The sequence below is a fragment of the Vallitalea pronyensis genome (assembly GCF_018141445.1).
In the GTDB taxonomy this organism is placed as follows: Bacteria; Bacillota; Clostridia; order Lachnospirales; family Vallitaleaceae; genus Vallitalea; species Vallitalea pronyensis.
On the sequence record NZ_CP058649.1, the window covers coordinates 5,529,972 to 5,554,623 of the forward strand.

The following is a 24,652-nucleotide window of genomic DNA, read 5'->3' on the forward strand; positions in this document are numbered from 1 at the left end:
TTCCTCCAATTAACATTTTCTCCTCAAACTATTTTTATTCAGTAATAGAGTTAATAAAATAAATAATATTATTGTATGGATAAATTTTGTAATATAAATCGCGATTGGTAATCCCGATCTCCCTATTTGTATAAAATATGGAATTAATAATATATAATAAACTTCAAATATTTTACCATGTTTATTAATCTTATTATCAATATAGCTTGTAAATATTCCAACAGCTATAAAACTTAGCCAAAACAAATACTTACTTAGATTTAGAACAGAGTCCAATATTAATGAATAACCAGTTCCTCCATAATTACCTGAACTTAAATATCTATCCATGAAAAAAAGGTCTCTATATATTAGAATAGGATTCTTCTCCTTTAATGATGGATCTATATATGATATGACTCCATTTTTCAATTCAACAAAATAACTCTGTAAGGGATAATCATAAGTAAAATCATTGTTACTTGCTACTGTATAATTCATATAACTTGCTCCATATTCAATTGACCCTAAATTAAAAAATAAAGGATTGTTCTTTAATACTTCAACGACTCTTGAAAAATCTTTATCTGGAAGACTCCTATAAACTGAAGAGAAAATAAACAATATCAACATAACTAATATTATTGTTATATGCTTATAATTTATTTTTATTGGTCTCTTGCTATAAAAACCTGATAGCATAATTATGATTAAAATTAATACTTGTCCTCTAAATCCAACCAATAATAAAAATGCTATATAAATTAACAAAGATACTATTGTAATGACCGATATAACTTTACGGTTAAAATTAATTTCTTTCATAAAATAATAAATGCCAACATACATTAAATATTTTATATAAACTTCACCTTTCATTTCTTGGTAAAGAAATCCTCTGTTTAATAGTACATATTCAATTGCCCCATTTAGATACATAGCTAGAAAATACATCACAATCGAGACAATAACAAAAATACTAGCAATACTAAGAGGTATACTCCATCTTTTATAGTTTCTTTCGTTTCTTTTATTTATTATAAATGCGAATGCTAGGCTCCCAACCATAGTTAAGTTTGTAAAATTTACAAAATGGATATGCTCTGGATCAGCGAAAAAAGTTTGAACAACTCCAAAGCTTATACCTTCTCCTAATATAAGATAATTTAAAACAGGGATCAATGTATAAACATTAAAAAAGATGAAAAACAAAGACGATAAAGATAGAATATATATTTTTTTGATTTTATATATAATTATAAAAGATAATGAAAAATTAAATAAATAAATTAAGCTTGATATAAGAGGACTCCCAATTAGAATTGATAGTAGGGTCAACATGGAACTAGAAAAGATAAACATATAATTGTATATTTTATTTTTATTTGACATTTTTTTTGCTCCGTTCTATATCAATGAAGTTTAACAATCTTTCTCATTCACTTCCAAAAATTATATTGTAATTTATATTATTTCTAATTGAATTATTTAACTTTATATATGCCACAGTATCCTCTACCGTTTCTACAAGTTTTGCATATTTATTTTCTAACAAGTAGTTCATGTATTCATAGCCTGGTAATTTTAATACAATAATATTACATTCAAAAAATAACGCTTCATAAACAGCAGTAGAATATACACCTACAATATAATTTGACTTGGAAAATAAGCTTAATATTGTTTCTTCATCAAAAATTAGTTTAATATTTTGAGGTAATTCAATTTCATTGACTTTACTTTTCCATGTAAGAAATTCACCTGGATGCAACTTATAATAAATGGTGTGATTTTCTAATTTACAAGCTAAATCAGTAGCAAATGAAAATAAGTTTTCACCAACAGTACCTTGAGAAACTATTGTGATTGCATTTTCCTTCTGAATAGATGCTAATCTATTCTTTTGTTCATATAGATAATCAAATTTTCTTAAAATCAGATTATAATTTAATATTGGTATATTTACCATATTATTCCATATACTACCATATAGAATCATAGAATCAGGAAAATATGGTATATTCGTGTTTGCTCCATAAGAATATCCTAAATGAAAGGGAGTTATTATTCCATGTTGAATTTCAATGGATTTTATTCCCAATTCATGAGCTGCAGCAATTAATTCATGTCTTGAATAATGTACCACTAAATAAATTCTATTTGGTTTTTTCCTTTTTAGAATTCTAGTATAAAATTTCTTTCTATAATTAAATTTTGCTATAGCTCTAATTACTATTTCAGATAAATTAATATTAACTTTGAAACTACTATTTATTATTTCATTAAGATCATTGATAAGTTCATAATCTTCTTTAGAGATTCTATGTTTTAGAATTATTTTTCTCTGTAATAGACCGTATAAATAATCCATACCCAGAGAGATACTTTCAATATTTTTAACCGAACCATCATATTTTGTTCTATGAATTAGATTATTTGGAAAATCAATACTTCCATAATCAATGCTTGAAAGTTTCATTTCATCTTCTAAATATTTTGTGTAAATATCGATGTAGTCATTATTTACCATTACTTTTCTGGGATGTCTAAAAACTAGAACATCCTTTTGTGAAAAATCTAATGACCATGATCTAATAAAAGTATTTATTAAAATATTAGGCATTTCAGAAAGGATATTAAAGAATCTAGTATTCGTATTGTTCTGAGCTTTTTTGTGATATCCTTTGTTAAACATAATACGTTCATATACTTCTAATCGAATTAACTTCCAAAAAAAAACTCCTAAAATACTCTTTTCGAATAAGTTGTATCTATCTTCAATTTCAATTATTTTCTCTATTTCTCTCAAAATCAACGCCCTTTCTAAGCATCAAATTTTCATCTTTACTACAATTTTCTTTACTGTAGAATGTTTGATAGAAATAATACCTAGTCTACGAATATCTGTTGGAAGAGAACTATAATATTAGCATAACCAATTATTTTTTCGCCTTTAAGATTATATTTAATATTAACATTATTCTTTAAGAGCCAGTAAATAACATCTTCTAATTTGGGCAGATATTCTAATACAATTACATATAAATCTTGTCCACCAATTTGAATTCGCCCCTCACTTAGATTATCAAAGTTTATACTTAGTAAATACTAAAATACTCTTAATTGCAAAATCAATACCTTTAATGTTATCTACTATTATAGTTTAATGTGCTCCTTTTAATAATATCTATGTATACTCTCATGAATCCTCTTATCAAGCAAGTTCCTGAAATCGCCATATCTAATGCTACCGTTGTCAGGTAATTTGATTATTGTATCCTTATCAATTTCATAAAATGGTATTTTATTATCATGGCTTAATTTTACAATATCTCTGTATAAGATTATTTTTGAATCAATATTATTAAAAATATACTTAGTTCTTTCCATATCGCTTGGAGTATCTACTGTTAAGCTTGCGTATTCCTTGATGAGACTATTGTCTTTAGGCAACATTACAAGCGTTTTGTATTTTGTTGGATCAAAAATGTAATAGAATAAGTATTCACTCTTTTCTGGATCAATAGAGCAATAACAGCGTTTAAGTGCATTAACATCAATAACTTCTGCAGTTGTTCCAATCGGAAGTTTCTCTGCACGTGAGTACTCAGCTTTTGATTCTTTATGCGCAGTTAGAGTCATCTCTAGTATTTGTGGGTCTGTAAAGATATTATCACCAGTAATTCTTATTAGATTCTTAGCATTTTCTTTTTCTCCAATTTCTAGCATTCTATCAATAACTGATGTTTCACTTCCATAATGAATTTTAATATTATTTTGATAAGCTATTTGACCTAAAATTTTATCATCCGGATGGGTAGAAGTTGCAATATAAATCTCATCAATATTTTTTACTTCTTTTATTCTATTAATAATATGTTCAATAACTCTTCTACCATTTACCTCTAATAATACTTTTTGGGGTAAACGAGTAGAATTGGTTCTAGCTATTATACATGCTATAGTTTTCATATCAATCTAAACTCCTCTTTTAATATAGGTTGATCTTTTTTAACTGGTTTATTGATTGTTTTACCAATCAATTTATCACTTTCATAGATTGTATAATCACTCTTTATAGTTGATCTTTTAAAGCTAATATCATTTGCTTTAAGTGTATGCCCTTCACAATAATCTCTATAATATACTGGTATCTTTCTAAATTTAACAGAATATTCTATCTCAGAGTCACTCATACCTTCTTCTTCTTTTCCTAAAGCAGTAAAAAGTAATTCTAACTTATCATGAAGTGAAATAATTCTACTTGCATCATATGCAGTTATATAATCTATTCTATCTATTCCAAATTCCAAGACATAATGAAGTTCAAAAATATTAACACCCATGCCATAAATCATAGAAACTAAATGATCTTTGATTTCGTTATCAAATTCTGTATGGTCTGCATATGCTACTTTAACGCCATATTTCTTTTCATATATTCTCATTCTTTTTAAATTTACAGCACTTAATCTTGTTGGATAGTTTTGAAATCCATACATTAAAATCAATCTATCTTTATCAAAGTTGTTCATATAATTTTCCATTAGATAATCCATTTCCTTGATTTCAAAACCGCTTACTCCAATAATTAATGGAATATCTTCCAAATTGCAAAACTGTATTGCTTCAGATAATAACCTATTATCTGGAATACAACTTGGATGAATCTCAACCGCTGATATCTTATCTTTATTCTTCTTTGCAATTTCAATTGCTGTTCTATCTAGCACGGCTAGAATTACATTCACGCTATTCGTATATGCAAACTCAATAGTTTCAGACCACTGTTCTTCACTCAACATCCACTTATCAATTTCCGAATATATTGCATTAGAATCGGTTAAGAAATCATCTTTATTAATTAAAACCTGAAATTTTATTGCAATATTTTTCTGGTTTCTCAGATTAGTAATCATCTCTTTTAAATAGTCTACAGACCCTTCATGGCTAAATGCTGTTTCAGCAATAATTAAAGGTTCTTTAGAATTTCTAATCAACATTTCTTTATTATTCAAGCTAAATCACCCCAGTCCAAAATCTCATCTTCCTTCATATTACGATTTAATTTTCTTCCAATAACATATTTTTCTTCATCAGGTCTAATATGTGTACCAGGTCTTTTAAATGTAATATCCTTTTCTGTTAGTACTTCGCCCCCTTTTATATCTCGTGTTAATACAATGCTCCTTCTAAATTTCTTTTTCTTATTCTGTTCAGCAACTGAAACTATTCTTTCAAAATTCCCTAACGCTTCATTTATAATATGGCTTTGTTCTACAATAAATTTCATCTCTTCAGGATCAGCAGAAACCTCGTGATCCCATCCTGGTAAATCTTTATCAGTTGTGAAGTGTTTTTCTATTACTGAAGCTCCTAACGCTATGGCTGCTACTGGTACAGACACCCCAATTGTATGGTCAGAGAATCCAATTGGATAATTAGGGAATAGTTTTTGGAGCATTACTATATTGTTTAAGTGAATATCCTTTGCATCTGGTGGATAAATTGATATGCAATGAAGAATTATGATTTGGTAGTTTCCCATTTCTTCAATTGTTTTTACTGCTGTTTCAATTTCAGACAATGTTGCCATCCCCGTAGATAACACAACAGTTTTTCCTTTTTTAGCTATATGTTTTAGTAATCTAAGATTATTAATATCCATAGAAGCTACCTTGAAAAAAGGGACGTCTAGATCATTTAATAAATCTACTTCTTGTTCAGAAAATGGAGTTGAACAGAAGTCCACTCCTTTTTGATTGCAATACTCTTTTAACAGGTAGTGATGGTCTTCTCTTAAATAGTACTTGTCTACCATCTCTTTTAGCGATCCGAAATGCTTCTTAGGAGAATCATCATATTTTTGATTTTTATCATACTCCTCTTGTGCAATCAATGACTTATTAGTCCAAGACTGAAATTTAACCGCATCTACCCCACATTTAACAGCTGAATCAATCATTTTTTTTGCTAACTCCATGTTTCCATTATGATTTGCTCCGATCTCAGCAATGATATATGGCTTTCCATAATTCTTAATTTCTTTGTTATTAATTCTCATTTGCTTTCTCTCCTTAAAAAAATAATCTGTGCTTAGTCTTCCCCACCAGTAACAATTGTTAATTGCCAATTTTTCTAATAGTTTGCTAGAATACTCATCAAATAAATTATTAAGCATACTATAAAACTCCAATAAATCAATATATTCCGAATCAATATCAATTAGTTTAGAATAGTGATCAATTTTTATTTTAATTTCCTTCTTCAACCCTCCTAGGCTAATATCAACTTCACCTGCAGTGTTTTGACAGTATATACGGTAGTAAGTTTTACATGTATCTACTTTTTTTCCCTTGTGTCCCTGCAATAATAAAAGAGAATAAATCATCCAGTCAAAAGTTGTCGTCTGTTTATTATATAGTGTTTTTAACAAAGCACAATCAATCTTATTTAAATTAAGAGCTGTATTACTTAGTCCAAGAAAATTACATTCACAAATCGGACGTATATATTCAATTGTTGGGGGTAAATAATGAAAGAATTTTTTGTCTTTATTCAAGTAGTACAGTTCATTATAAAAAAAACTGTAATCATCATCAAAATTAGATACTATCATACCAATTCTGTTTTCTGACATAGTATCATCAAAATCCCCCAAAATAAGCAAATCGTATTTATCTTTTTTGGCTCTTTCTATAAGTTTTATTCTATTTTCAGGAATTGAACACTCTTGATCATTCATTGCTCTAATTACATTTCGATTTATGGCTTGAGTTAAATTGTCATACTCATCATCATTCAAATCATCGTTAAGAAGAATGACGTCAAACTCTATAGAATCTTGCTTATTAAGCATATCAATAAAGTCTCTATGAAATTTGTATGCAGCTTTATAAACCACCGTACCAAAGGCTACTCTCATGTTTCTTTCCTCTTCGCTTTATTCCAGTTAATAGTGCATGGATTCCCATATGCTATTGAATTTGGTGGAATATCATTAAGAACAACACTTCCCATTCCAATAATTGAATCATTTCCTATTCTAATCTGCTGTTTAATAACAGCTCTCGCTCCGATATGGACGTTCTCTTCGATAACAACATCTCCACAAAGAACTGTCCCAGGTGCAATATGGGCAAATTCACCCACAATACAATCATGTTCAATAATTGTGCCCGTATTAATAATTGCTCCTTCACCAATTACAGAACCAATATTTATAACTGCATTCTTACCTATAAAAATACCTCTATCTAATTTTGCATTCTCGCTAACTATTGCAGATGAATCAATAATACTTGGAATATTAAATCCAATCTTCTTAAGCATTTCAAATAATTTTCTCCTTAGTCGAGTATCTCCTATACTGCCAACTGTAATAAATGCGTTCTTATAGCCGTAATTAAACAATTTTTCTAAATCATCATCCGTACCGATTATTTTTCTATTCAATATTTCTTTACCTAAATTTTCTTTAGTATCAATAATTGCAATATCAGTAAAATTAAATGATGTAATTAATGAATCTAGAACCGATTTACAGTGACCTCCACCACCTATTAAAAGAATTCTATTATTCATCATGTTCTAACCTTCTTCTCATCTCTTCCATTTCATCTAATTGGCCCATATCCAGCCAACTATTTTCTCCAATTGGAAAAACACCAATTCTTTCCCCTTCAGCTTTGTACTTTTCAATGATGTCAGGAAACCCCACTTTCTTGTTTTCTTCAAGATCTTGAATTATCTTAGGTTCAACAATATACATTCCCGTATTTGTTAAAAATGAAAACTCTGGTTTTTCTTTCATAGATTCAATCTCTCCGTTTTCACCAATCTCTATTACCCCATAAGGTATTCTTATGTTTTTTAGAGAACACACCATAGTTATAAGATTCTTATTTTCAATATGAAATTTATAAATTTTTTCATAATCTTCTTCTATTAATATATCGCAATTTGACAAGATAAAAGTCGAATTAATCTTACCTTTTAGCAAACTAAGACCTCCACCTGTTCCTAATGGTTCTTCCTCATCAGCATAGTTGATAGAATACTCTTTGTCTATTTCGTTGAAATATGCTTTAATCATATTTTTTTTATGATTTACTATTAAATGAAATTCTTTTGCTCCCAACTTATGAAACCTATTGATGATATGTTCTACAATTGGAATCTCACCTATTGGTATCAAAGGCTTAGGAAGAATTTTCGTATAAGGATATAGTCTCGTCCCTAATCCCCCAGCCATAACAACTACGGGCACCTCTAGATTCTTTTCTACACCAAATTCTTCTTCATTCCATAATACAACGGAAACGATATCCATATTACTATCTAATACTGGAAGTCCTTCTATGAAGTTCTCTTTCATATATTCATTCGCATTGCTTTTTTCAGATTCCATTAGATACTTCGGATTATAATTAGCAATATCTTTCACTAAAGCATCGATATTCCCTTTTTTTAGAATCCAACGTCTAATATCGCCATTTGAAATGGCAGCAATAAACTTATCATTTCTTGTTACAAACAACACTTTTTTAGAAACTCTATCCAGCTGTTCCATAGCTTCTCTCATTGAAGCTTCTTCATCTATTAAAAAACTATTTATTTTCATTTTAGCACCTCACCCTAGAGATGAATTACACCACCTCTGGTTGTTTTAAACACTCAATAACATATCCAACATCTTCTCCAGAAAGATTAGAGCTACATGGGATATTTATTACCTTGTCCAAATACTGTTTAGCTTTATTAATCTTATAGGTTTGACTTCCTTCGTATGGTTTTTGATCACTGATCAATCCCCATATTGGTCTTGTCTGGATCTTCTTAGAAGCTAGATATTTGATAATTTGGTCTCTATTTAATGCGTATCCTTGGTCTACATATAATGCATAAAACCAATAGTTAGGACGAATACTATCCTTGAAATCTAAAATTCTCAATCCAGGTATCTTTTGGATTCCATCCCTATAGAAATCATAATTATTCTTTTTATTCTCGATAAAATCTTCTAATTGCTCCAGTTGTCCAAGTCCTAAGGCTGCCTGAAGGTTCGTCATGCGGTAGTTATAACCAATTTCGTCATGAGTATAGTAAAGCTCATCACTTTTAGCTTGAGTAATAAGATGCTTCGCTCTCCTCAGAATTTCTTCATTATCTGATACAATCATCCCTCCACCACCGGTGGTCATAATTTTATTTCCATTAAATGAATAGACACCTATGTCTCCGATAGTCCCAGCGTGCTTACCTTTATATTTCCCTTCAATATAATAAGTACCAATCGCTTCTGTTGCGTCTTCGATTACTCTCAAATTGTACTTATTAGCAACATCAATAATACCTTCCATATCAGCCATGTTTCCAAAAACATGAACAACAATTAATGCCTTGATATGCTTTTTACTTGAATTATTAATGAGTTTGCCATTGATAAATGTGCATTCATTTACACAAAATTCTTCTAATTTATCTTCATCCATAGTAAGCGAATCATCGCAGTCCATAAAAATTGGTTCTGCGCCAATATACTTAACTGGATTTACTGCAGCGATAAACGTTAATGTTGGGACAATGACTTCATCAGCTTTTGTAACCCCACAAACTTTAAGTGCGATATGAAGTCCTGATGTCCCATTTTGACAGGAAACAGCACCTTTGCACTTAGCATACTCTTTTACTTTTATTTCAAAATCATTTACATATGGACCGCCTGTTGATACCCACTCTGTCTCAACTGCATGCGTTACATACTCTAGCTCTTTTCCTTTTAAGTTGGGGACGGATAGAGGTATGAATTTTTGACTCATCTTGGCACCTCCAAATTAAATATTGTATATATCTGTCTTATACTGATTTAAATTATACTTGAAGAATTCTATGGTTTCTGCCAAGCCCTCTTCAAAGGTATAATTAGGCTTCCAATTGGTCAGTCTCATGATTTTCTCGTTGGATCCTAAAAGTCTATTTACTTCACTCTTTTCAGGTCTTAATCTCTGCTCATCAAAAAAAATCTTAGCATTTGGATTAATCTGTCTTATCAATTCTTCAGCAAGCTGACCAATAGATATCTCTTGTTGAGTAGCAATATTAATTTCTTCACCTATTGTTTTGTTTGACTTTGCAATTTCAATAAACCCATTCGCTGTATCCTTTATATAGTTAAAATCTCTGGTTGGTGTCAATGAGCCAAGTTCGATTTCTTGTTTCCCTGCTAGAAGCTGTGTAATAATTGTTGGAATTACAGCTCTTGCTGATTGTCTTGGTCCATATGTGTTAAATGGACGAACGATTGTAATTGGCATATTAAAGCTACGATAGAAGGACTCCGCTAAACGATCTGCACCAATTTTTGTTGCAGAATAAGGGGATTGTCCTTGGTATGGATGCTTTTCATCAATAGGAACATATTGAGCAGTTCCATATACTTCTGATGTTGATGTTATCAATAGTCTTGAAGTATTTAGGTCTCTTGCTGCTTGCAGTACATTAAGTGTACCCTTAATATTTGTGTCTACATAAGTATCTGGCGAATGATAGCTAAATGGGATAGCAATCAATGCAGCAAGATGAAACACCTCGTCCACGCCCTTCATTGATTCTCTGACCCCATTTGAATCTCTTACATCCCCAGTAAATACTTCTACATCTTTCATTATGTCTTTAGGAAGTGTATCCAACCACCCCCAAGAATTAAATGAGTTATAATATGCAAAAGCTTTCACCTTATGACCTTGCTTGACTAACTCTTCTGTTAAGTGACTTCCAATAAACCCGTCTGCACCAGTAATTAAGATTTTTTTCATATAAACATTTCCTTTCTAATCTCTACTAAATAAATCTCTTGTATATACCTTTTCCTCCACATCATTAATCTCATCTGATAATCTGTTCGCAACAATAACGTCTGCAATCATTTTAAACTTTTCAAAATCTTTAATGACTCTTGAATGATAGAAATCATCCTCTTTCAGAGCTGGCTCATATACAACTACTTCAATGCCTTTAGCCTTTATACGTTTCATAACTCCCTGTATTGCAGATTGACGGAAGTTGTCAGAATCCATCTTCATAGTTAACCTGTAAATACCAACTATCTTTGGATTTCTCTTAATAATCATATCAGCAATATGATCTTTTCTCGTTCTATTTGCGTCTACGATTGCTGACATAATATTTTGAGGTACATCTTGATAATTTGCCAATAATTGCTTTGTATCCTTTGGTAAGCAATAACCTCCATAACCAAATGAAGGGTTATTGTAGTGATTTCCTATACGTGGGTCAAGGCCAGCCCCCATAATAATCTGTTGCGTATTAAGACCTCTAACTTCTGCGTAAGAATCTAGCTCATTAAAGAAAGCCACCCTCATTGCAAGATATGTATTTGCAAAAAGTTTAATAGCTTCTGCTTCTGTTGCTTCTGTGTAGAGGATTGGAATATCTTTCTTGATTGCACCTTGGGCTAAAAGCTCAGCGAACACTTTTGCCCTTTCAGATTGTTCACCCACTACAATTCTTGAAGGGTAAAGGTTGTCATATAAGGCTTTTCCTTCTCTCAAAAACTCGGGCGAAAACATAATGTTTTCAGTATCAAACATTTCTTTTACTCTTTCTGTATATCCAACAGGTACCGTAGATTTAATAACCATCACAGCATCTGGATTAATCGAAAGTACACTTGCTATTACCGCCTCAACTGTTCTTGTATTGAAATAATTCTTCTCTGGATCATAATTTGTCGGTGTTGAAATTATAACATACTCTGCATCTTTAAATGCAATATAATTATCAGTCGTAGCTAGCAAATTCAAATCTTTAGTATCTAAATATTCTTCAATATCAGTATCAATGATTGGAGATTTCTTAGCGTTAATCAAATCAACCTTATCTTGAATTATATCAAGTGCTATAATTTCATTATTTTGAGCCAAAAGAACAGCATTTGATAAACCTACATATCCTGTACCTGCTATAGTAATCTTCATTATATCCACCTCTAATTAAATTAATATCTCTCAAGACGTCGATTCTTTATTAATTTCACAACGTGAGCAGAAAGTTCTTTCATACTGTATGATGGAGATGTGCAAATTGCTAAAAATAAATTACTTAGAGCAATCCTATTATTTCCACTTCTTTTACCTACAACTGCCATAACTGCGTGATGTCTAAATTTTACATATCGTTTTTGTTTTGAAGAAAGTTTAGGAAAATATTTCTGTTTAAATTGAAAAAGTTCAACTTCTTTATCCAATTTAATTTGTCCTACAGAAATTCTTTCACCACCATGAATATACTGAATAACTCTAGCAACAGGTAAATAACCTATTTTTATATTGTTTTCAATAGCCTTTAACATTAACATAAATTCTTGTCCCACTTGAACATCATCAAAACCACCAATATTCAGAATACTTTGTCTTTTGAACATGTATGTAGCTGTAGGAGTAAGATGATGCATAATATGTTGCTTCAGCAATTCTACATTAGATAAGTGCTTAATATACTTATGCTCTCTATAATCAATCAGCTTACCTTTAGTATTGTGGAAACGAACATCTGTAAATGTTAAATCGTAATTATCTTTAATCATAAACTCAAGTTGTAGTTGAATTTTGTCTGACAAATATATGTCATCATCATCTAAAAAAGTAATAAAATCCCCTGTCGCCTTGAAAACACCTTCATTTCTAGCTAATGCACCACCCATATTTTTATAATTCTTGATATAAACAATTTTTTTATTAGCTTCATACTTTTGCATCTTTTCTTCAGTTGCTTTTCTAGAATCCGAACTAGGGTCATTATCATCTACTACTATAACTTCAATATTTGTGTGACTCTGATTAAGAATGGATTCTATAGCTCTTTCGAGAAATTGACTCCTTTTATAAGTAGGAACAATTACACTTACTTTATAGCTACTATTATCAATATTCATAAACTCCACCTCTCTGTCCGCTCAATATATTCTTCAAACGAACAAGTCTCATAATCATATTCTATCCTATGACCACCTGACATCTTAATGTCATAAGTAAATGATCCAAACACTTTACCAAACTTTTCAAATAAACCTTAAAAGTATCATTCGCTAAGTCACTTAGCATACTTTCAGCTTCTAATTATGAATGACTTCCTATCATATCAATGGTTGTCTACCCTTATACTTCTCAGACCACTGGCTAACTCAATTATCAAATGAAGTTTTTATATAACTTCCTCCTGTAATCAATATTCTTTTTATATTTAAGACACCTCTTTTACTCTAATATAGGTCAATCAAACACTTCACTTGTCTATATATTTTTCTTCCCCAAATAGCACAACACCAACGGTTCTAAAGATAATCTTGATATCAAGCCATAAACTGTAATGTTCCACATAATAAACGTCATGCTTATATCTATCCTGTAGGTCCAAATGAATATTTCCGCTCACCTGAGCCAGCCCAGTCATACCAGGCTTCATATTAAGCCTCTTTGAAATCTCGTCATTGTACTCTTCGAGAGAAGCAATCCTCTCAGGTCTTGGACCAACAAGGCTCATTTCACCCTTTAGAACGTTTAGTACCTGTGGAATCTCATCTATCTTTGTCCTTCTTAAAAGCTTACCAATGCAAGTTACTCTATCATCATCTTTCATAACTTCTTGCCTTTTAATCATCTTCTCAGATCCAGGTTTCATGGTTCTAAATTTATAGACTTTAAAGATCTTCTTGTATTGACCAGGTCTATCTTGCAAAAAGAAAATAGGTCCTTCTGAAGTGGCTTTAATTAAAATGGCAACTGTAACCCACATAGGTAATAATACTACTAATACTATTAATGAAAGAATGATATCTATTAATCTTTTAATTGCTTTCTGCATCTCTACCCCTCATTTTCATAATCGATTGGTGTTAAGTACCCATCGCTTAGTTTTATTTCTCCTTCATCTGGGTCAACCTTAGCTGACCAAATCCTTATTACTTTATCTCTATCTTTATAAAAAGCTCCTGGATAAGGATGTGTAACTGCTCTAACCAGTTTATCTGCTTCATCCATTTTCATTGAACTTAATAGCTCACCATCATCGGGTTTCCTACCTGACCACTCAGTCGCTTTAGATTCATCTTGTTTCTTCAATACCACCCTATCATTTACAATGTCATCCCAGTATTTTGCAATCAACTCTACATGCATCTCATCAACCTTTTTATAAAGGTCTGTTGCTGTAGTATTTTCATTAATCTTAATAACATCCTGACCAATAATGTCACCAGTATCTACACCTTCATCAAGCTTAAACATTGTAACCCCAGTCTTATCTTTTCCTTTGATAATAGCCCAAGGAATAGCTGCCCTACCTCTACCTACCGGTAGAAGCGTTGGATGCATTCCAATACATCCATTAATTGGTGTTTCAATCACTTCTTTCTTTGCAATCTGTGACCAACCAATAATGAAAAGCCAATCAATTTCATGTTCCTTTAAAGCTTCAATTACCTTTGGATCGTTGATGTTATTGATTTTAAGCAGAGGAGCATTCTCTCTTTCTGCTACTTCATCAAGATAAATTCTTCCTGATTTATTCTTAGCCTTTTCATCTTTTAATGTGATGAGAAGATCTAGTTTACCACCAATTTTGTATATTTCTTCAATACAACTTAGCCCCAATTGAACACAAGTTGTGAATGCAATTTTCTTCTTCATAATTTCAATTCCTCTCCAATTGATGTTAATTTTACTAGAAATTAAAACCCTCTTCTAAACGCACTTTCAAAGCTTTCAGCATAAACCATACCAGCTTGTCCACCTCTATAAGCTGCAAGACCTTTTAAGGCTTCATTACTTCTAGGATGTGGATACGGTCTCATTACTCCTCTGTACTTAGAGAGAGCTTCTATCTTCTTATCTACAGCTTCCTCTGCAATCTCGATAAATGTATTTGGATTAAACTGATTCAAAGATTTATTTAGTGCCCATTCAGTTGCAGAAGGTACTTCCATGAAGAGTAATTCCTTTAAGGGACTAACTTCTGGTCTTCGTTGAAAAAGTCTCACTGCAGCTTGGCATGCAAGAGACGTATGTAAGTGATCATTATTTAAATCAGCTGGATGATGTGTAAATACAACTTGTGATCCAGTTTCCTCGATTGCCTTTTCTATGAATTGAACCAATTTGAGATGAGGTACTGTATTGAATTCGATATTTGGGAATTCGCCTTTAATGACTCTATTAACGCCTAGTATGCTTAATGAGCCATTAACATCCTCTTGAAGCTCTTCTGTCGTTGGTCTATGATTTCTAGCATTTACTTCTCCAGACATAATACATACATTTACCGTATGACCTTCCTGTGCTAACTTATACATAGTGGCTCCTGCGCCTAAAACTTCATCATCTGGATGTGCTATTACTACTAAGTAATTCATCTTTCATACCTCGCTTCATGTAATGTAATTTCCTATATAAATACAATCGCTCCTTTTATGAACACCTTGATTTCTTAATTTATGTATTTAGTTGGATAATCACATCGTTCTTATTTCAAATAAAATCTTACTCTATCTATTCTACAATCTTTCTAATAAATTTATCATCTTTACATTATTTATTTTCAAATAATCCCCCATTAACTCCTGATCTTCACCAACATATAATAATACTGCATTCCTAATCTTCTTCACACTAAATTTACTATTTTTACCTATTATATTAACTTTTACAGACTTATTTTCTGATAGAAATTCAGTGACTGCAACCCCAATCACTTCCCCCATTTCATCATCAGACTTTAAAATAAAAATATCATCATATTTTAAGCTCAACTCACTTAATACCGATTTTACCTTCTCTTTTGTCTCATAAATAGCTCTGTAGTGTACTTTAAGATATCTAACCGTTTTATTAGCCTTTTCCATAATTCCAACTGGCGTCAACATATAAAACACTTGCTTTTGAGACACTTGTTCCATCTTAATTAAGCCTTCTCTAATCATTTTATTAATTAAGACATTAATACTTCCTAAAGACAGTCCTAATTTACGGGAGAGTTCACGCTGACTGATACTTTCATTATCTGCGATTTCTGACATGATAAAAAATTCGTTATCCGAATATACACTTTGTGGCACAAATATCTCCCCTTTTATAACATAAACTATCTACTATGTAATATTATTTTAAACGGTTCGTAAAATGAACGCAAAAACATATTACCCCTTTTTAAAGCATTTGTCAATTAAAAATTCTTATATAAACCTATTATATCAAATTTGACATAGACACTATATTCATTGAAATATCTACATTTTAACTTCTGACTTTTAATCCCCATCAAAAATGAACCGCCATCCATTCCTAAAAATTTCCAGCAGTTCACTCATCATTTCACTATCATGACTATCTCTCAACAAACATCCGATAGTCCCTTCTATACAATGCTCTATCTATTTCTCTTCACTCAAGTACTTTTCAAGTTCCATAATCGCCTTTTCCTCATCCGACCCATCTGCCGAAATCGTAATATCTTCGCCTTCTAATACACCTAAAGACATCATACCCATGATGCTTTTGGCATTCACCTTCTTGTCTTGCATTTCAACATAAATATTACTTTCAAACTGACTTGCTACTTGTACAAATAAAGCAACGGGTCTTGCCTCTAACCCTGAAGCAATTTTAACGGTTATTTTTTTATCTGTCATGATAATCCTCCCTTTTGTCTCTTATTTTTTCTGCAATATGACTTATCTTACGCAACCGGTGATTTACACCAGATTTTCCAACTGGTGGATCAAGTAAAATACCAAGTTCTTTTAATGTAGCCGACGTGTATTCCAGTCGGATACGTGCCATTTCTTCTAGAGGTTCTGGTAATGTGTGAAGACCTACGGTATGTTCTATATATTGAATATCTTCTACTTGTCTAACAGCAGCAGATACGGTTTTCTTCAAATTAGCAGTCTCACAATTAACGATTCTGTTCACATTGTTGCGCATTTCTTTCAGGATCCTCACATTCTCCAAGTTCATGAGGGCAACATGTGCTTCCATAATGTTAAGCAAATCAACGATTTGAGAACCTTCCTTAAGATAAGTAATATAATATTTTTTACGCATGATGGTCTTGGCATCCATACCAAAAGAATTGATTAATTGACGCAACTCATCACTTTGGTTTTTATGCTGACTGACAAATTCAAGATGATATGTCTTCTCAGGATCACTTAAAGAAGCACTTCCTAAAAATGCTCCCCGTATATAAGCTCGTTTACAGCAGGTACTTTGCACGATTAAGGGGTTAATATGATGGACAATATGAAGTCTTCCATCTTCGCCAAATGATGCAATGCCTATGGCTTTTAAAACCTTCATAGCCAGGTCTGTATGGGTTATATACATGACATATATGCGACTCTTTTTTAACTGCGTGTTTTTCCTAATTAATACTTCAACATTAATATTAAATGTTTTTTTCAATAATGTAAAGTATTTTCTTGCAACGGCTGCATTTTCAGTCTGTACCTTGACGGTAATCTCTTTGTTATTCATCACCTTGATTTTACCGCATATATTAATGATGGCTGCTATCTCTGCAATTCTACAATGTCTACCACTACCAATATGCCTTGATAACTCCTCTTTCACTTCTGAAGAAAAAGACATATGATCACATCCTTTATTTCTTATTCTTGGTAGCGCTTGTATGGTCAGACAATGGAAATAATAACTTCTGCCAACCGATCCGGGTTATGTCGTATTAATGTGGTCCCTTTTAGTATCTTCAATAATGGCGCTTCTAATACTTGAATTCCACTTTCTTGTAATTTATCTTTATGATATGTAACAGGGATGGCATCATCTTCCACGTATAACTCCAGTATGTCTTTTGGAATCCCTTGGTTGTTGACGATAACATAATCTATTATACCTTTTCCTAGATATTTTTCAATAACCTTAATGTGATCCTCTAGGGAATAATAGTCCGTCTCACCTGGTTGGGTCATGATGTTACTCACATAGATCACTTTTGCCTTAGACCCAGCAATGGCATCGGATATACCATTGACCAGTAGATTTGGTAAGATACTGGTATAGAGGCTGCCTGGTCCAAGGACGATGACTTCTGTCTCTGCAATGGCCTCAAGGACCTTATCATGTGGTTTCGGGTCTTTGGGTTCTAACCAAACATGCTTAATGTGTTTTCGATCCAGCTTACAGACTTGAACAATCTCACTCTCACCTTCCACAATGGAATGATCGTCGTACATGGCACATAGCTGGACATTTTCAATGGTCACCGGAAGTACCGTTCCTGTCACAGCCAGAACTTCACTGGTTTTTTCAATAGCTTGTTCAAAGCTGCCAAAGATACCGTTGAGAGCTGCTAGAAAAAGATTGCCTAGATTCTGTCCATTCAGACTGCCTTCTGTGAACCGATATTGAAAAACTTTTTCCATGATGGGTTCTGTTTCTGCAAGGGCAAGAATACAGTTTCTTATATCACCTGGTGGTAACATATCCAGTTCCCGTCTGAGTATGCCTGAACTGCCTCCATTATCTGCTACTGTGACCACTGCTGATAGTTCTTCTGTGTATTTTTTTAATCCCCTTAACATGGTGGATAGGCCTGTGCCGCCACCTAGTGCTACGATTTTCTTATCTATTTTGTCATACATTTACACTCACTCCTTGATGCAATTGTTCCCCTTTTATTATGTGGTGTTGTACGGGCATATCTACTTATGCTTTGCGTCTTTTTCAATATCGCGATGATAGCAATTCACACTGTAGTTATGATGTGCTAAACGTTTATAGAGTTCGTTGGCTAAGGTAACGGAACGATGTTTACCGCCTGTACAGCCAATGGCAATGACTAATTGGTTCTTACCTTCATTAATATAATTGGGTATTAGGAAATTAACCATATCATCCAGTTTATCAATGAATTTATTGGCCACATCCCACTTCATCACATAATTTTTAATGTCTTCGTCATTACCTGTTTTCTCTCGGAGCTCTGGTATATAATAAGGATTCGGTATAAAACGCACGTCAAACACAAGGTCTGCGTCAACGGGCATACCGTATTTAAAGCCAAAAGATAGGATGGTAATTATTAGATTCTTGTAATCATGCCCTTCTAAGAAGATTTTGCCAATTTCAACTTTCAACTCTCTGGTTAGCAGATTACTGGTATCAATGATATAGTTAGCTCTTTGTTTCGCTTCACTGAGCATTTCTCTTTCTTTGTCAATACCATCTTGGATACGTCCTTCTTTTACAAGGGGGTGTTTTCGCCTTGTTTCTTTGAAGCGTTTCACCAATGTTTGATCGTTAGCATCTAAAAAGAGAACTTCCAGTTCATAGCCTTCTTTTTCTAATTTCTGGGTTTCGGTAAGCAATTCGGTAAATAGATGCCCACCTCTTATATCAATACCAAGGGCTACCTTATTAATACCTGATTCTGGGCTAAAACAAATCTGAGCAAACTTATTAATCAATACTGGTGGTAGATTATCAACACAGAAAAAGCCGATATCCTCTAACATCTTTAGTGTTATACTCTTCCCTGCACCTGACATACCCGTTACAATAACAAATTGCATGTGCTTCATCCTTTCAAGTTACGATTTTATGTCTAAGGCTTATTCGCCGATAATTCTTACTTCTGTCTCTAATTGTACTTGGTACTTATCTGCCACGGTGGTTTGTACATGTTGAATCAGTTGAATAATGTCATCAGCTGATGCACACCCGCAGTTCACAATGAACCCACAGTGTTTATCGGATACCATGGCATCCCCTATTTGAAAACCTCTCAGGCCACAATCCATGATGAGCTTTCCTGCATAGTAACCTTCTGGTCGTTTGAATGTACTGCCTGCACTGGCATACTCTAAAGGCTGCTTTGTTTTACGTCGTGTGTTCAGGTCATGCATTTTTGCATAGATTTCCTCTTGATGACCTTTTTTACATTTTAACACAGCACTTAGTATAATATAATGGGTATCTTGGATGATACTGGTTCGATAACCCAGTTTAAGTTCTTCCTTGGTTAGGGTGAAAACTCGCCCCTCTTCATCCATCACATCTGCTGATAGGAGTACTTGGGATATCTCGCCCCCATAAGCCCCTGCATTCATATAGACAGCACCACCTAATGTGCCTGGTATACCGGAAGCAAACTCAAAGCCTTCTAGGGATGCTTCTGCAATGATTTTCGCTAATTTAGATAATAAAACCCCTGCACCTGCTGTAACCGTATCACCTTCTATGGTGACCTGATCAAGGGTTTTGTACACTTGAATCACGACGCCTCGATAGCCTTTATCTTTAACTAACACATTACTGCCATTGCCTAATATATAATAAGGTGCCTCATGAGCCTTACAGGTTTTGATGGCATGGGCTAATTCCTGGATGCTGTCTGGGCATATAAAAATATCCGAGTGGCCCCCAACTTTAAATGTGGTGTGCTTATCCATGGCTTCCTTAACACGTATGTTGTCTTGGTTAATACCTTCAGCTAATGCACGGACCATTAATTCTATATTCATAAATCTGTCCTTTCGTTTCTATCCTATCATTCTAGTATATCAAATATGGACTTAGAACATGCTTATTTCTTAGGATTGTTTCAAATTATTTTGTGTCATGATACGTAAACATAGATATCTTATTATAGCATATTTTTAAGTGCTATGAGACTTGAATTTATTTCATTAAAATAAAATCTATTAAAGGAAATGGAAATATGATAAAATAGATGTTGGCCATTAGCATCGTTTATCAACATACAATAATGGTACGACCATATACATAGCATAGAGGAGGAGTATATATGGGTGTTTCATCTTTTGGCAATTCTGGTCCTGGTATTATGTTTTCAATTGTGCCTATTTTTATATTTATCGTATTTGTTTTGGTGATTGGCATGATTATTGTTCAAGCCATTAAAGGTGGAAAACAATGGAAGCAAAATAACGCATCTCCTGTTTTAACCGTTGACGCAACCGTAGTTTCAAAACGTACGGATGTCAGCCACTATCGTCGTAATTCCAATGAAAATCACATGAGCACGTCCAGATCATCAACCAGTTATTACGTCACATTTCAAGTAGAAAGTGGTGATAGAATGGAGTTCCATGTGCAAGATACAGAATATGGTATGTTAGTAGAGGGTGATATGGGAAACCTAACGTTCCAAGGTACACGGTATAAAGGATTTGAACGTCAAAAATAATCCTGATATGGTATAAAAGAGATTATCAATAAGATAAAAAATAACACGAAACTTTCATCCTTCGTGTTATTTTTATGTAAATTTCAGCAAAAAGAGTTACTTATTCAGCATTTCGTTGTATACTAAAGACACGTGATATGTAATAGGACTATGTATTGGAGGATGAAACGATGGGGAATACAACTTCATTAAAACTGGATTATAAAAAAACGTTTATTCTGGGTTTTGGTTTTTTCACAACGGGTCTGGTATGGCCTCTCTATAACGTCTATGTACCTCTGTTCTTGCGACAATTTTTTGACCGCCAGTTAATCATTAATGGTATCATGACACTGGATAACATCTTAGCTATATTCTTGATTCCTGTCATCAGCGCCATGAGTGATCGAACAGTTACCCGATATGGTAAACGAAAGCCGTATATTATGGTGGGACTACCTATCTCAGCACTGATGTTTATCCTGCTGCCAGGTTTTTCACATAATTTCTTATTCTTGATGGTCATTATTACCATTCTTAATTTTTCCATGGCCATATACAGGGGGCCTGTGGTAGCCCTTATGCCAGACATGACACCGCCTGAGCTTCGCAGTGAGGCAAATGGTATTATTAACTTCATGGGTGGTTTAGCCTCTGTTTTTGTATTGATTGGCGGCTCATTTATGTATGCGGCTAATCGGAACCTGCCTTTTATGGCTACGGGTATTGTGATGGTCATATCCCTCATCATTATCATGCGGTTCATAAAAGAGCCTACAACCTATGCCCCTTCAGAAAAAAAAGAAAAAGTACCTATTCTAAAAACCATTCGTGACGTGATAGGTGCAAAAGATCAAAAAACCATTAAAATACTCTTTGCTATTTTATTCTGGTTTATTGGTTACCAAGGACTAGAAGCTACTTTTAGTAACTATGCTGTGTATTACCTGAATCTTGCTGAAGAAGAAGCCAGTTTGATTCTTGGGGGATATGCATTAGCTTTTCTGCTATTTGCCATTCCATCTGGCTTTATTGGTAAGAAATTAGGTAAAAAAAGAGCCATTCTCATTGGTTTAACCGTGGACATCTTCATCTTTATTATTCTCGGTTTGATGGGACCTGCTGGACTTATCCCATTCAATAAAACCACCATGATTGCTTTATTTGGTGTAGCCGGTATTTTCTGGGCGTTTATTAACATTAACTCATATCCCTATGTGGTTCAAGGTGTTAGCGAAGAAAAAGTGGGTACATATACAGGGTTATATTACTTCTTCTCATCCATTGCAGCCATTAGTGGACCATTCATCTATGGACTGTTTGTGGATTATATAGGATTCAATGTATTGTTCTACGTGACGGCGGCAACATTTGCTATCGCATGGGTATTTGTTCAACTGATTAAAACCAATCATACTGAGGTTATGTAAATATATTGTGATTTTACCGTATCCTTATGTAATAATAGCATTCTAGGTTTTTGGTCCTAAACTTAAATATTAAATAAAAAAGGGGTATCGGAATAATTAATCCGACATCCCCTTATTACCAACATTTTTAAGCTTAATTAAAAATTAAAGACCCTTTGGTTATTTCCGAACAATATACTTTATAGGTTTAATTACGGCTGTAATGGAATTATTATTTCTTCTTTTGTAGAAAAAATAGGTTCACTAAGCGTTATATTTACTGCCTCTTGTTCACTTTTAATACTTGAAACAATAACCTCATAGTAATCTTTATCCACTTCTTTTAGTTTATTTTCCTCATATGGATCTTTATATGTCACCCTCGTACTATTAACATTATAATCATTAAGTTCATTTCTATCTACTGCTGCAATAACACTTTCTAACCTTACTCCACTTGTTAGAACAACATTTTTATCAAAGACTAATTTAACTCTTTGTGCTTGTTTTTTCATAATGTTAAACTTGCCATCTATTGTCTTCGAACTAACACGATCAATGTAATCTAACCACTCTACATTATTAATAGTTAACTTATAATCCCCAATAGTTACATCAATAGGCATTTCTGTTTTCTTATCTAAATGTACTTTCTTTTTTAGGTTCATGTCTTGTATAGTTATATATGGTATAACTAACTTGATATTGGGTTCTAGTTTTCTATTAAAATATAAAGTATTATCAGTACTATTATCTTCACTATAATGTTTTATACCTTTACTATCTAATAAATAAATTTCACTTAATGGAAATGAAATTGTTTGGTTAAGTTCATCTGAATTGGTTAACATTTTTAACTGCAACTTATTACCAATATAGTTAGTAGCTATTGCTATATCAATATCACCAAAGCTAGTAAAATTACGCTCTCTAGATGCTAATTCTGGTACTGGAGTCATAACTATTGGTAATTTATGTTCACCATACAAAATATTAAAGTTATCTACATCATTAGAATTAAATTCACATTTTAATCTACCACTCCATTTATAATTATCTTGAGAGTCACCTATTAAATCACTTGATACTAATTTAGCTAATTCACCTTTTTCATTTTGAATAACTAACGATTCACCTTCTTTATATAATTCATTAATTGGTACACTACCTTCTATTGTCATACTAATCATTTTACCTTCACTATATGCTGAATTAACTTTTATATAGTTTTCTTCATCTATGCCAAATAGTATCGAACCCGAAAGCCAATAAGCTTTATCTTCACTATCTACTGTTACCAACTTGTTTATACCAGGAATGTATCCAAATACTCTGTTTGCAGTCGCACTTATATCATCAGTAAATAGTATACATATCAATAATAAAGGCAAAGCTACCACAGCCACACGTTTTGTATAGTACAATCGATTTTTCTTTCTTTTATTCATTATATTCTCCTTTATATCCTCCGTAATTTTAATATTTTTTAGCTTGTCATCAATATGTTTTTTTACATTATTCATACTAGAGCTCCTTCCACTTCAATTCTCAAACATTTTCTTGCTCTTGATAATCTTGTGCATACATTTGATTCTGATATATTCAAAATACTCGCTATTTCCTTAGTTGAGAATTCCTGATAGTAAAACATCAAAATCACTTCCTTCTGCTTTCGATTCAAATCCATTATCAACGTCATTAACTCGCTTTCTTCCATTATAGGTTTTTCAATGTATTTTTCCGCTCTTATCTTTTTATCATTTAGTATAATTCTTTTTGCCCATGAACTTCGTAAATAATTTTTACATGTATTTATACATATTTTTGTAATCCATGTTTTTATTGAGGATGCTTTTTTAAAATTGCCAATATTCCTATATACAGATAAAAAAGTATCTTGACATGCATCCTCAGCAAGTTGATAGTCTTTTAAGTACAAATAACATAATCTTAAAATTTGAGTACCATATTCGTCAATTAATTGTTCAAACTCTTGTTCGCTTATATTTTCTTTCACTATTTTGAACCTCCTCAATATA

General features: G+C 32.6%; 24 protein-coding genes. 2 read left to right on the plus strand and 22 right to left on the minus strand.

From position 1 onward, the window contains the following. Positions 1–9 precede the first annotated feature (9 nt). The 20 genes from HZI73_RS23130 to murB form a co-directional block, all read right to left on the minus strand. On the minus strand, positions 10–1,371 hold the full coding sequence (locus HZI73_RS23130) for an O-antigen polymerase (protein ID WP_212695702.1): 1,362 nt from the start codon (positions 1,369–1,371) through the stop codon (positions 10–12). A 43-nt stretch (positions 1,372–1,414) separates the two neighbouring features. After that, complete coding sequence (locus HZI73_RS23135) at positions 1,415–2,788, minus strand: hypothetical protein (protein ID WP_212695703.1); 1,374 nt, start codon at positions 2,786–2,788, stop codon at positions 1,415–1,417. A 368-nt stretch (positions 2,789–3,156) separates the two neighbouring features. Continuing rightward, a complete protein-coding gene (locus HZI73_RS23140; RefSeq protein WP_212695704.1) occupies positions 3,157–3,951 on the minus strand; it encodes a cytidylyltransferase domain-containing protein in 795 nt (264 codons plus the stop codon). Next, entirely contained in the window at positions 3,948–4,997 is a 1,050-nt protein-coding gene (locus tag HZI73_RS23145) for an N-acetylneuraminate synthase family protein (RefSeq protein WP_212695705.1), read from the minus strand. The genes HZI73_RS23140 and HZI73_RS23145 overlap by 4 nt, the downstream gene beginning before the upstream one ends. Further along, the gene (locus HZI73_RS23150) at positions 4,994–6,904 is read right to left on the minus strand and encodes an N-acetylneuraminate synthase family protein (RefSeq protein WP_212695706.1); all 1,911 of its coding nucleotides are present in this window, start codon (positions 6,902–6,904) and stop codon (positions 4,994–4,996) included. Before HZI73_RS23150 ends, HZI73_RS23145 begins: the two co-directional genes overlap by 4 nt. Then, positions 6,901–7,566: an acetyltransferase gene (locus HZI73_RS23155; RefSeq protein ID WP_330619633.1), complete on the minus strand. Its 666-nt coding sequence runs from the start codon at positions 7,564–7,566 to the stop codon at positions 6,901–6,903. Before HZI73_RS23155 ends, HZI73_RS23150 begins: the two co-directional genes overlap by 4 nt. After that, positions 7,556–8,602, minus strand: coding sequence for a sugar phosphate nucleotidyltransferase (locus HZI73_RS23160; RefSeq protein WP_212695707.1), 1,047 nt, complete (start codon positions 8,600–8,602; stop codon positions 7,556–7,558). The genes HZI73_RS23155 and HZI73_RS23160 overlap by 11 nt, the downstream gene beginning before the upstream one ends. A 25-nt stretch (positions 8,603–8,627) precedes the next feature. Beyond that, on the minus strand, positions 8,628–9,800 hold the full coding sequence (locus HZI73_RS23165; protein ID WP_212695708.1) for a LegC family aminotransferase: 1,173 nt from the start codon (positions 9,798–9,800) through the stop codon (positions 8,628–8,630). Positions 9,801–9,815: 15 nt separating this feature from the next. Next, on the minus strand, positions 9,816–10,796 hold the full coding sequence (locus HZI73_RS23170) for an NAD-dependent 4,6-dehydratase LegB (protein WP_212695709.1): 981 nt from the start codon (positions 10,794–10,796) through the stop codon (positions 9,816–9,818). Between the two features lie 15 nt (positions 10,797–10,811). Next, positions 10,812–11,978, minus strand: a complete 1,167-nt coding sequence (locus HZI73_RS23175; RefSeq protein ID WP_212695710.1) for a nucleotide sugar dehydrogenase — start codon at positions 11,976–11,978, stop codon at positions 10,812–10,814. Positions 11,979–11,998: 20 nt separating this feature from the next. Further along, positions 11,999–12,934 carry a glycosyltransferase family 2 protein gene (locus HZI73_RS23180; RefSeq protein ID WP_212695711.1) on the minus strand — a complete coding sequence of 312 codons (936 nt, stop codon included), beginning with the start codon at positions 12,932–12,934 and terminating at the stop codon, positions 11,999–12,001. A 350-nt stretch (positions 12,935–13,284) separates the two neighbouring features. Beyond that, complete coding sequence (locus HZI73_RS23185) at positions 13,285–13,863, minus strand: sugar transferase (RefSeq protein ID WP_212695712.1); 579 nt, start codon at positions 13,861–13,863, stop codon at positions 13,285–13,287. Between the two features lie 2 nt (positions 13,864–13,865). Next, a complete protein-coding gene (locus HZI73_RS23190) occupies positions 13,866–14,687 on the minus strand; it encodes a formyltransferase family protein (RefSeq protein ID WP_212695713.1) in 822 nt (273 codons plus the stop codon). Between the two features lie 41 nt (positions 14,688–14,728). Next, positions 14,729–15,409 (minus strand): PIG-L deacetylase family protein, encoded by a 681-nt coding sequence (locus HZI73_RS23195; RefSeq protein WP_212695714.1) that lies wholly within the window; start codon positions 15,407–15,409, stop codon positions 14,729–14,731. A gap of 141 nt (positions 15,410–15,550) precedes the next feature. Then, positions 15,551–16,111 carry a winged helix-turn-helix transcriptional regulator gene (locus tag HZI73_RS23200; RefSeq protein WP_212695715.1) on the minus strand — a complete coding sequence of 187 codons (561 nt, stop codon included), beginning with the start codon at positions 16,109–16,111 and terminating at the stop codon, positions 15,551–15,553. 315 nt (positions 16,112–16,426) lie between these two features. Then, positions 16,427–16,684 (minus strand): HPr family phosphocarrier protein, encoded by a 258-nt coding sequence (locus tag HZI73_RS23205; RefSeq protein ID WP_212695716.1) that lies wholly within the window; start codon positions 16,682–16,684, stop codon positions 16,427–16,429. Then, on the minus strand, positions 16,674–17,645 hold the full coding sequence (whiA, locus tag HZI73_RS23210; protein WP_212695717.1) for a DNA-binding protein WhiA: 972 nt from the start codon (positions 17,643–17,645) through the stop codon (positions 16,674–16,676). The genes HZI73_RS23205 and whiA overlap by 11 nt, the downstream gene beginning before the upstream one ends. A gap of 44 nt (positions 17,646–17,689) precedes the next feature. Continuing rightward, a complete protein-coding gene (locus tag HZI73_RS23215; RefSeq protein ID WP_212695718.1) occupies positions 17,690–18,658 on the minus strand; it encodes a gluconeogenesis factor YvcK family protein in 969 nt (322 codons plus the stop codon). Between the two features lie 60 nt (positions 18,659–18,718). Then, entirely contained in the window at positions 18,719–19,588 is an 870-nt protein-coding gene (gene rapZ, locus HZI73_RS23220; RefSeq protein ID WP_212695719.1) for an RNase adapter RapZ, read from the minus strand. A gap of 39 nt (positions 19,589–19,627) precedes the next feature. Further along, the gene (gene murB / locus HZI73_RS23225) at positions 19,628–20,539 is read right to left on the minus strand and encodes a UDP-N-acetylmuramate dehydrogenase (RefSeq protein ID WP_212695720.1); all 912 of its coding nucleotides are present in this window, start codon (positions 20,537–20,539) and stop codon (positions 19,628–19,630) included. Positions 20,540–20,823: 284 nt separating this feature from the next. Between murB and HZI73_RS23230 the strand changes: the two genes are divergently transcribed. Next, positions 20,824–21,225, plus strand: coding sequence for a DUF2500 domain-containing protein (locus tag HZI73_RS23230; RefSeq protein ID WP_212695721.1), 402 nt, complete (start codon positions 20,824–20,826; stop codon positions 21,223–21,225). 170 nt (positions 21,226–21,395) lie between these two features. Next, on the plus strand, positions 21,396–22,634 hold the full coding sequence (locus HZI73_RS23235) for an MFS transporter (RefSeq protein WP_212695722.1): 1,239 nt from the start codon (positions 21,396–21,398) through the stop codon (positions 22,632–22,634). A 191-nt stretch (positions 22,635–22,825) separates the two neighbouring features. On the opposite strand, the gene HZI73_RS23240 is transcribed toward HZI73_RS23235, so the two are convergent. Next, on the minus strand, positions 22,826–24,136 hold the full coding sequence (locus HZI73_RS23240; protein WP_212695723.1) for a hypothetical protein: 1,311 nt from the start codon (positions 24,134–24,136) through the stop codon (positions 22,826–22,828). After that, positions 24,133–24,630 (minus strand): RNA polymerase sigma factor, encoded by a 498-nt coding sequence (locus HZI73_RS23245; RefSeq protein WP_246552263.1) that lies wholly within the window; start codon positions 24,628–24,630, stop codon positions 24,133–24,135. The genes HZI73_RS23240 and HZI73_RS23245 overlap by 4 nt, the downstream gene beginning before the upstream one ends. Between the last annotated feature and the right edge of the window lie 22 nt (positions 24,631–24,652).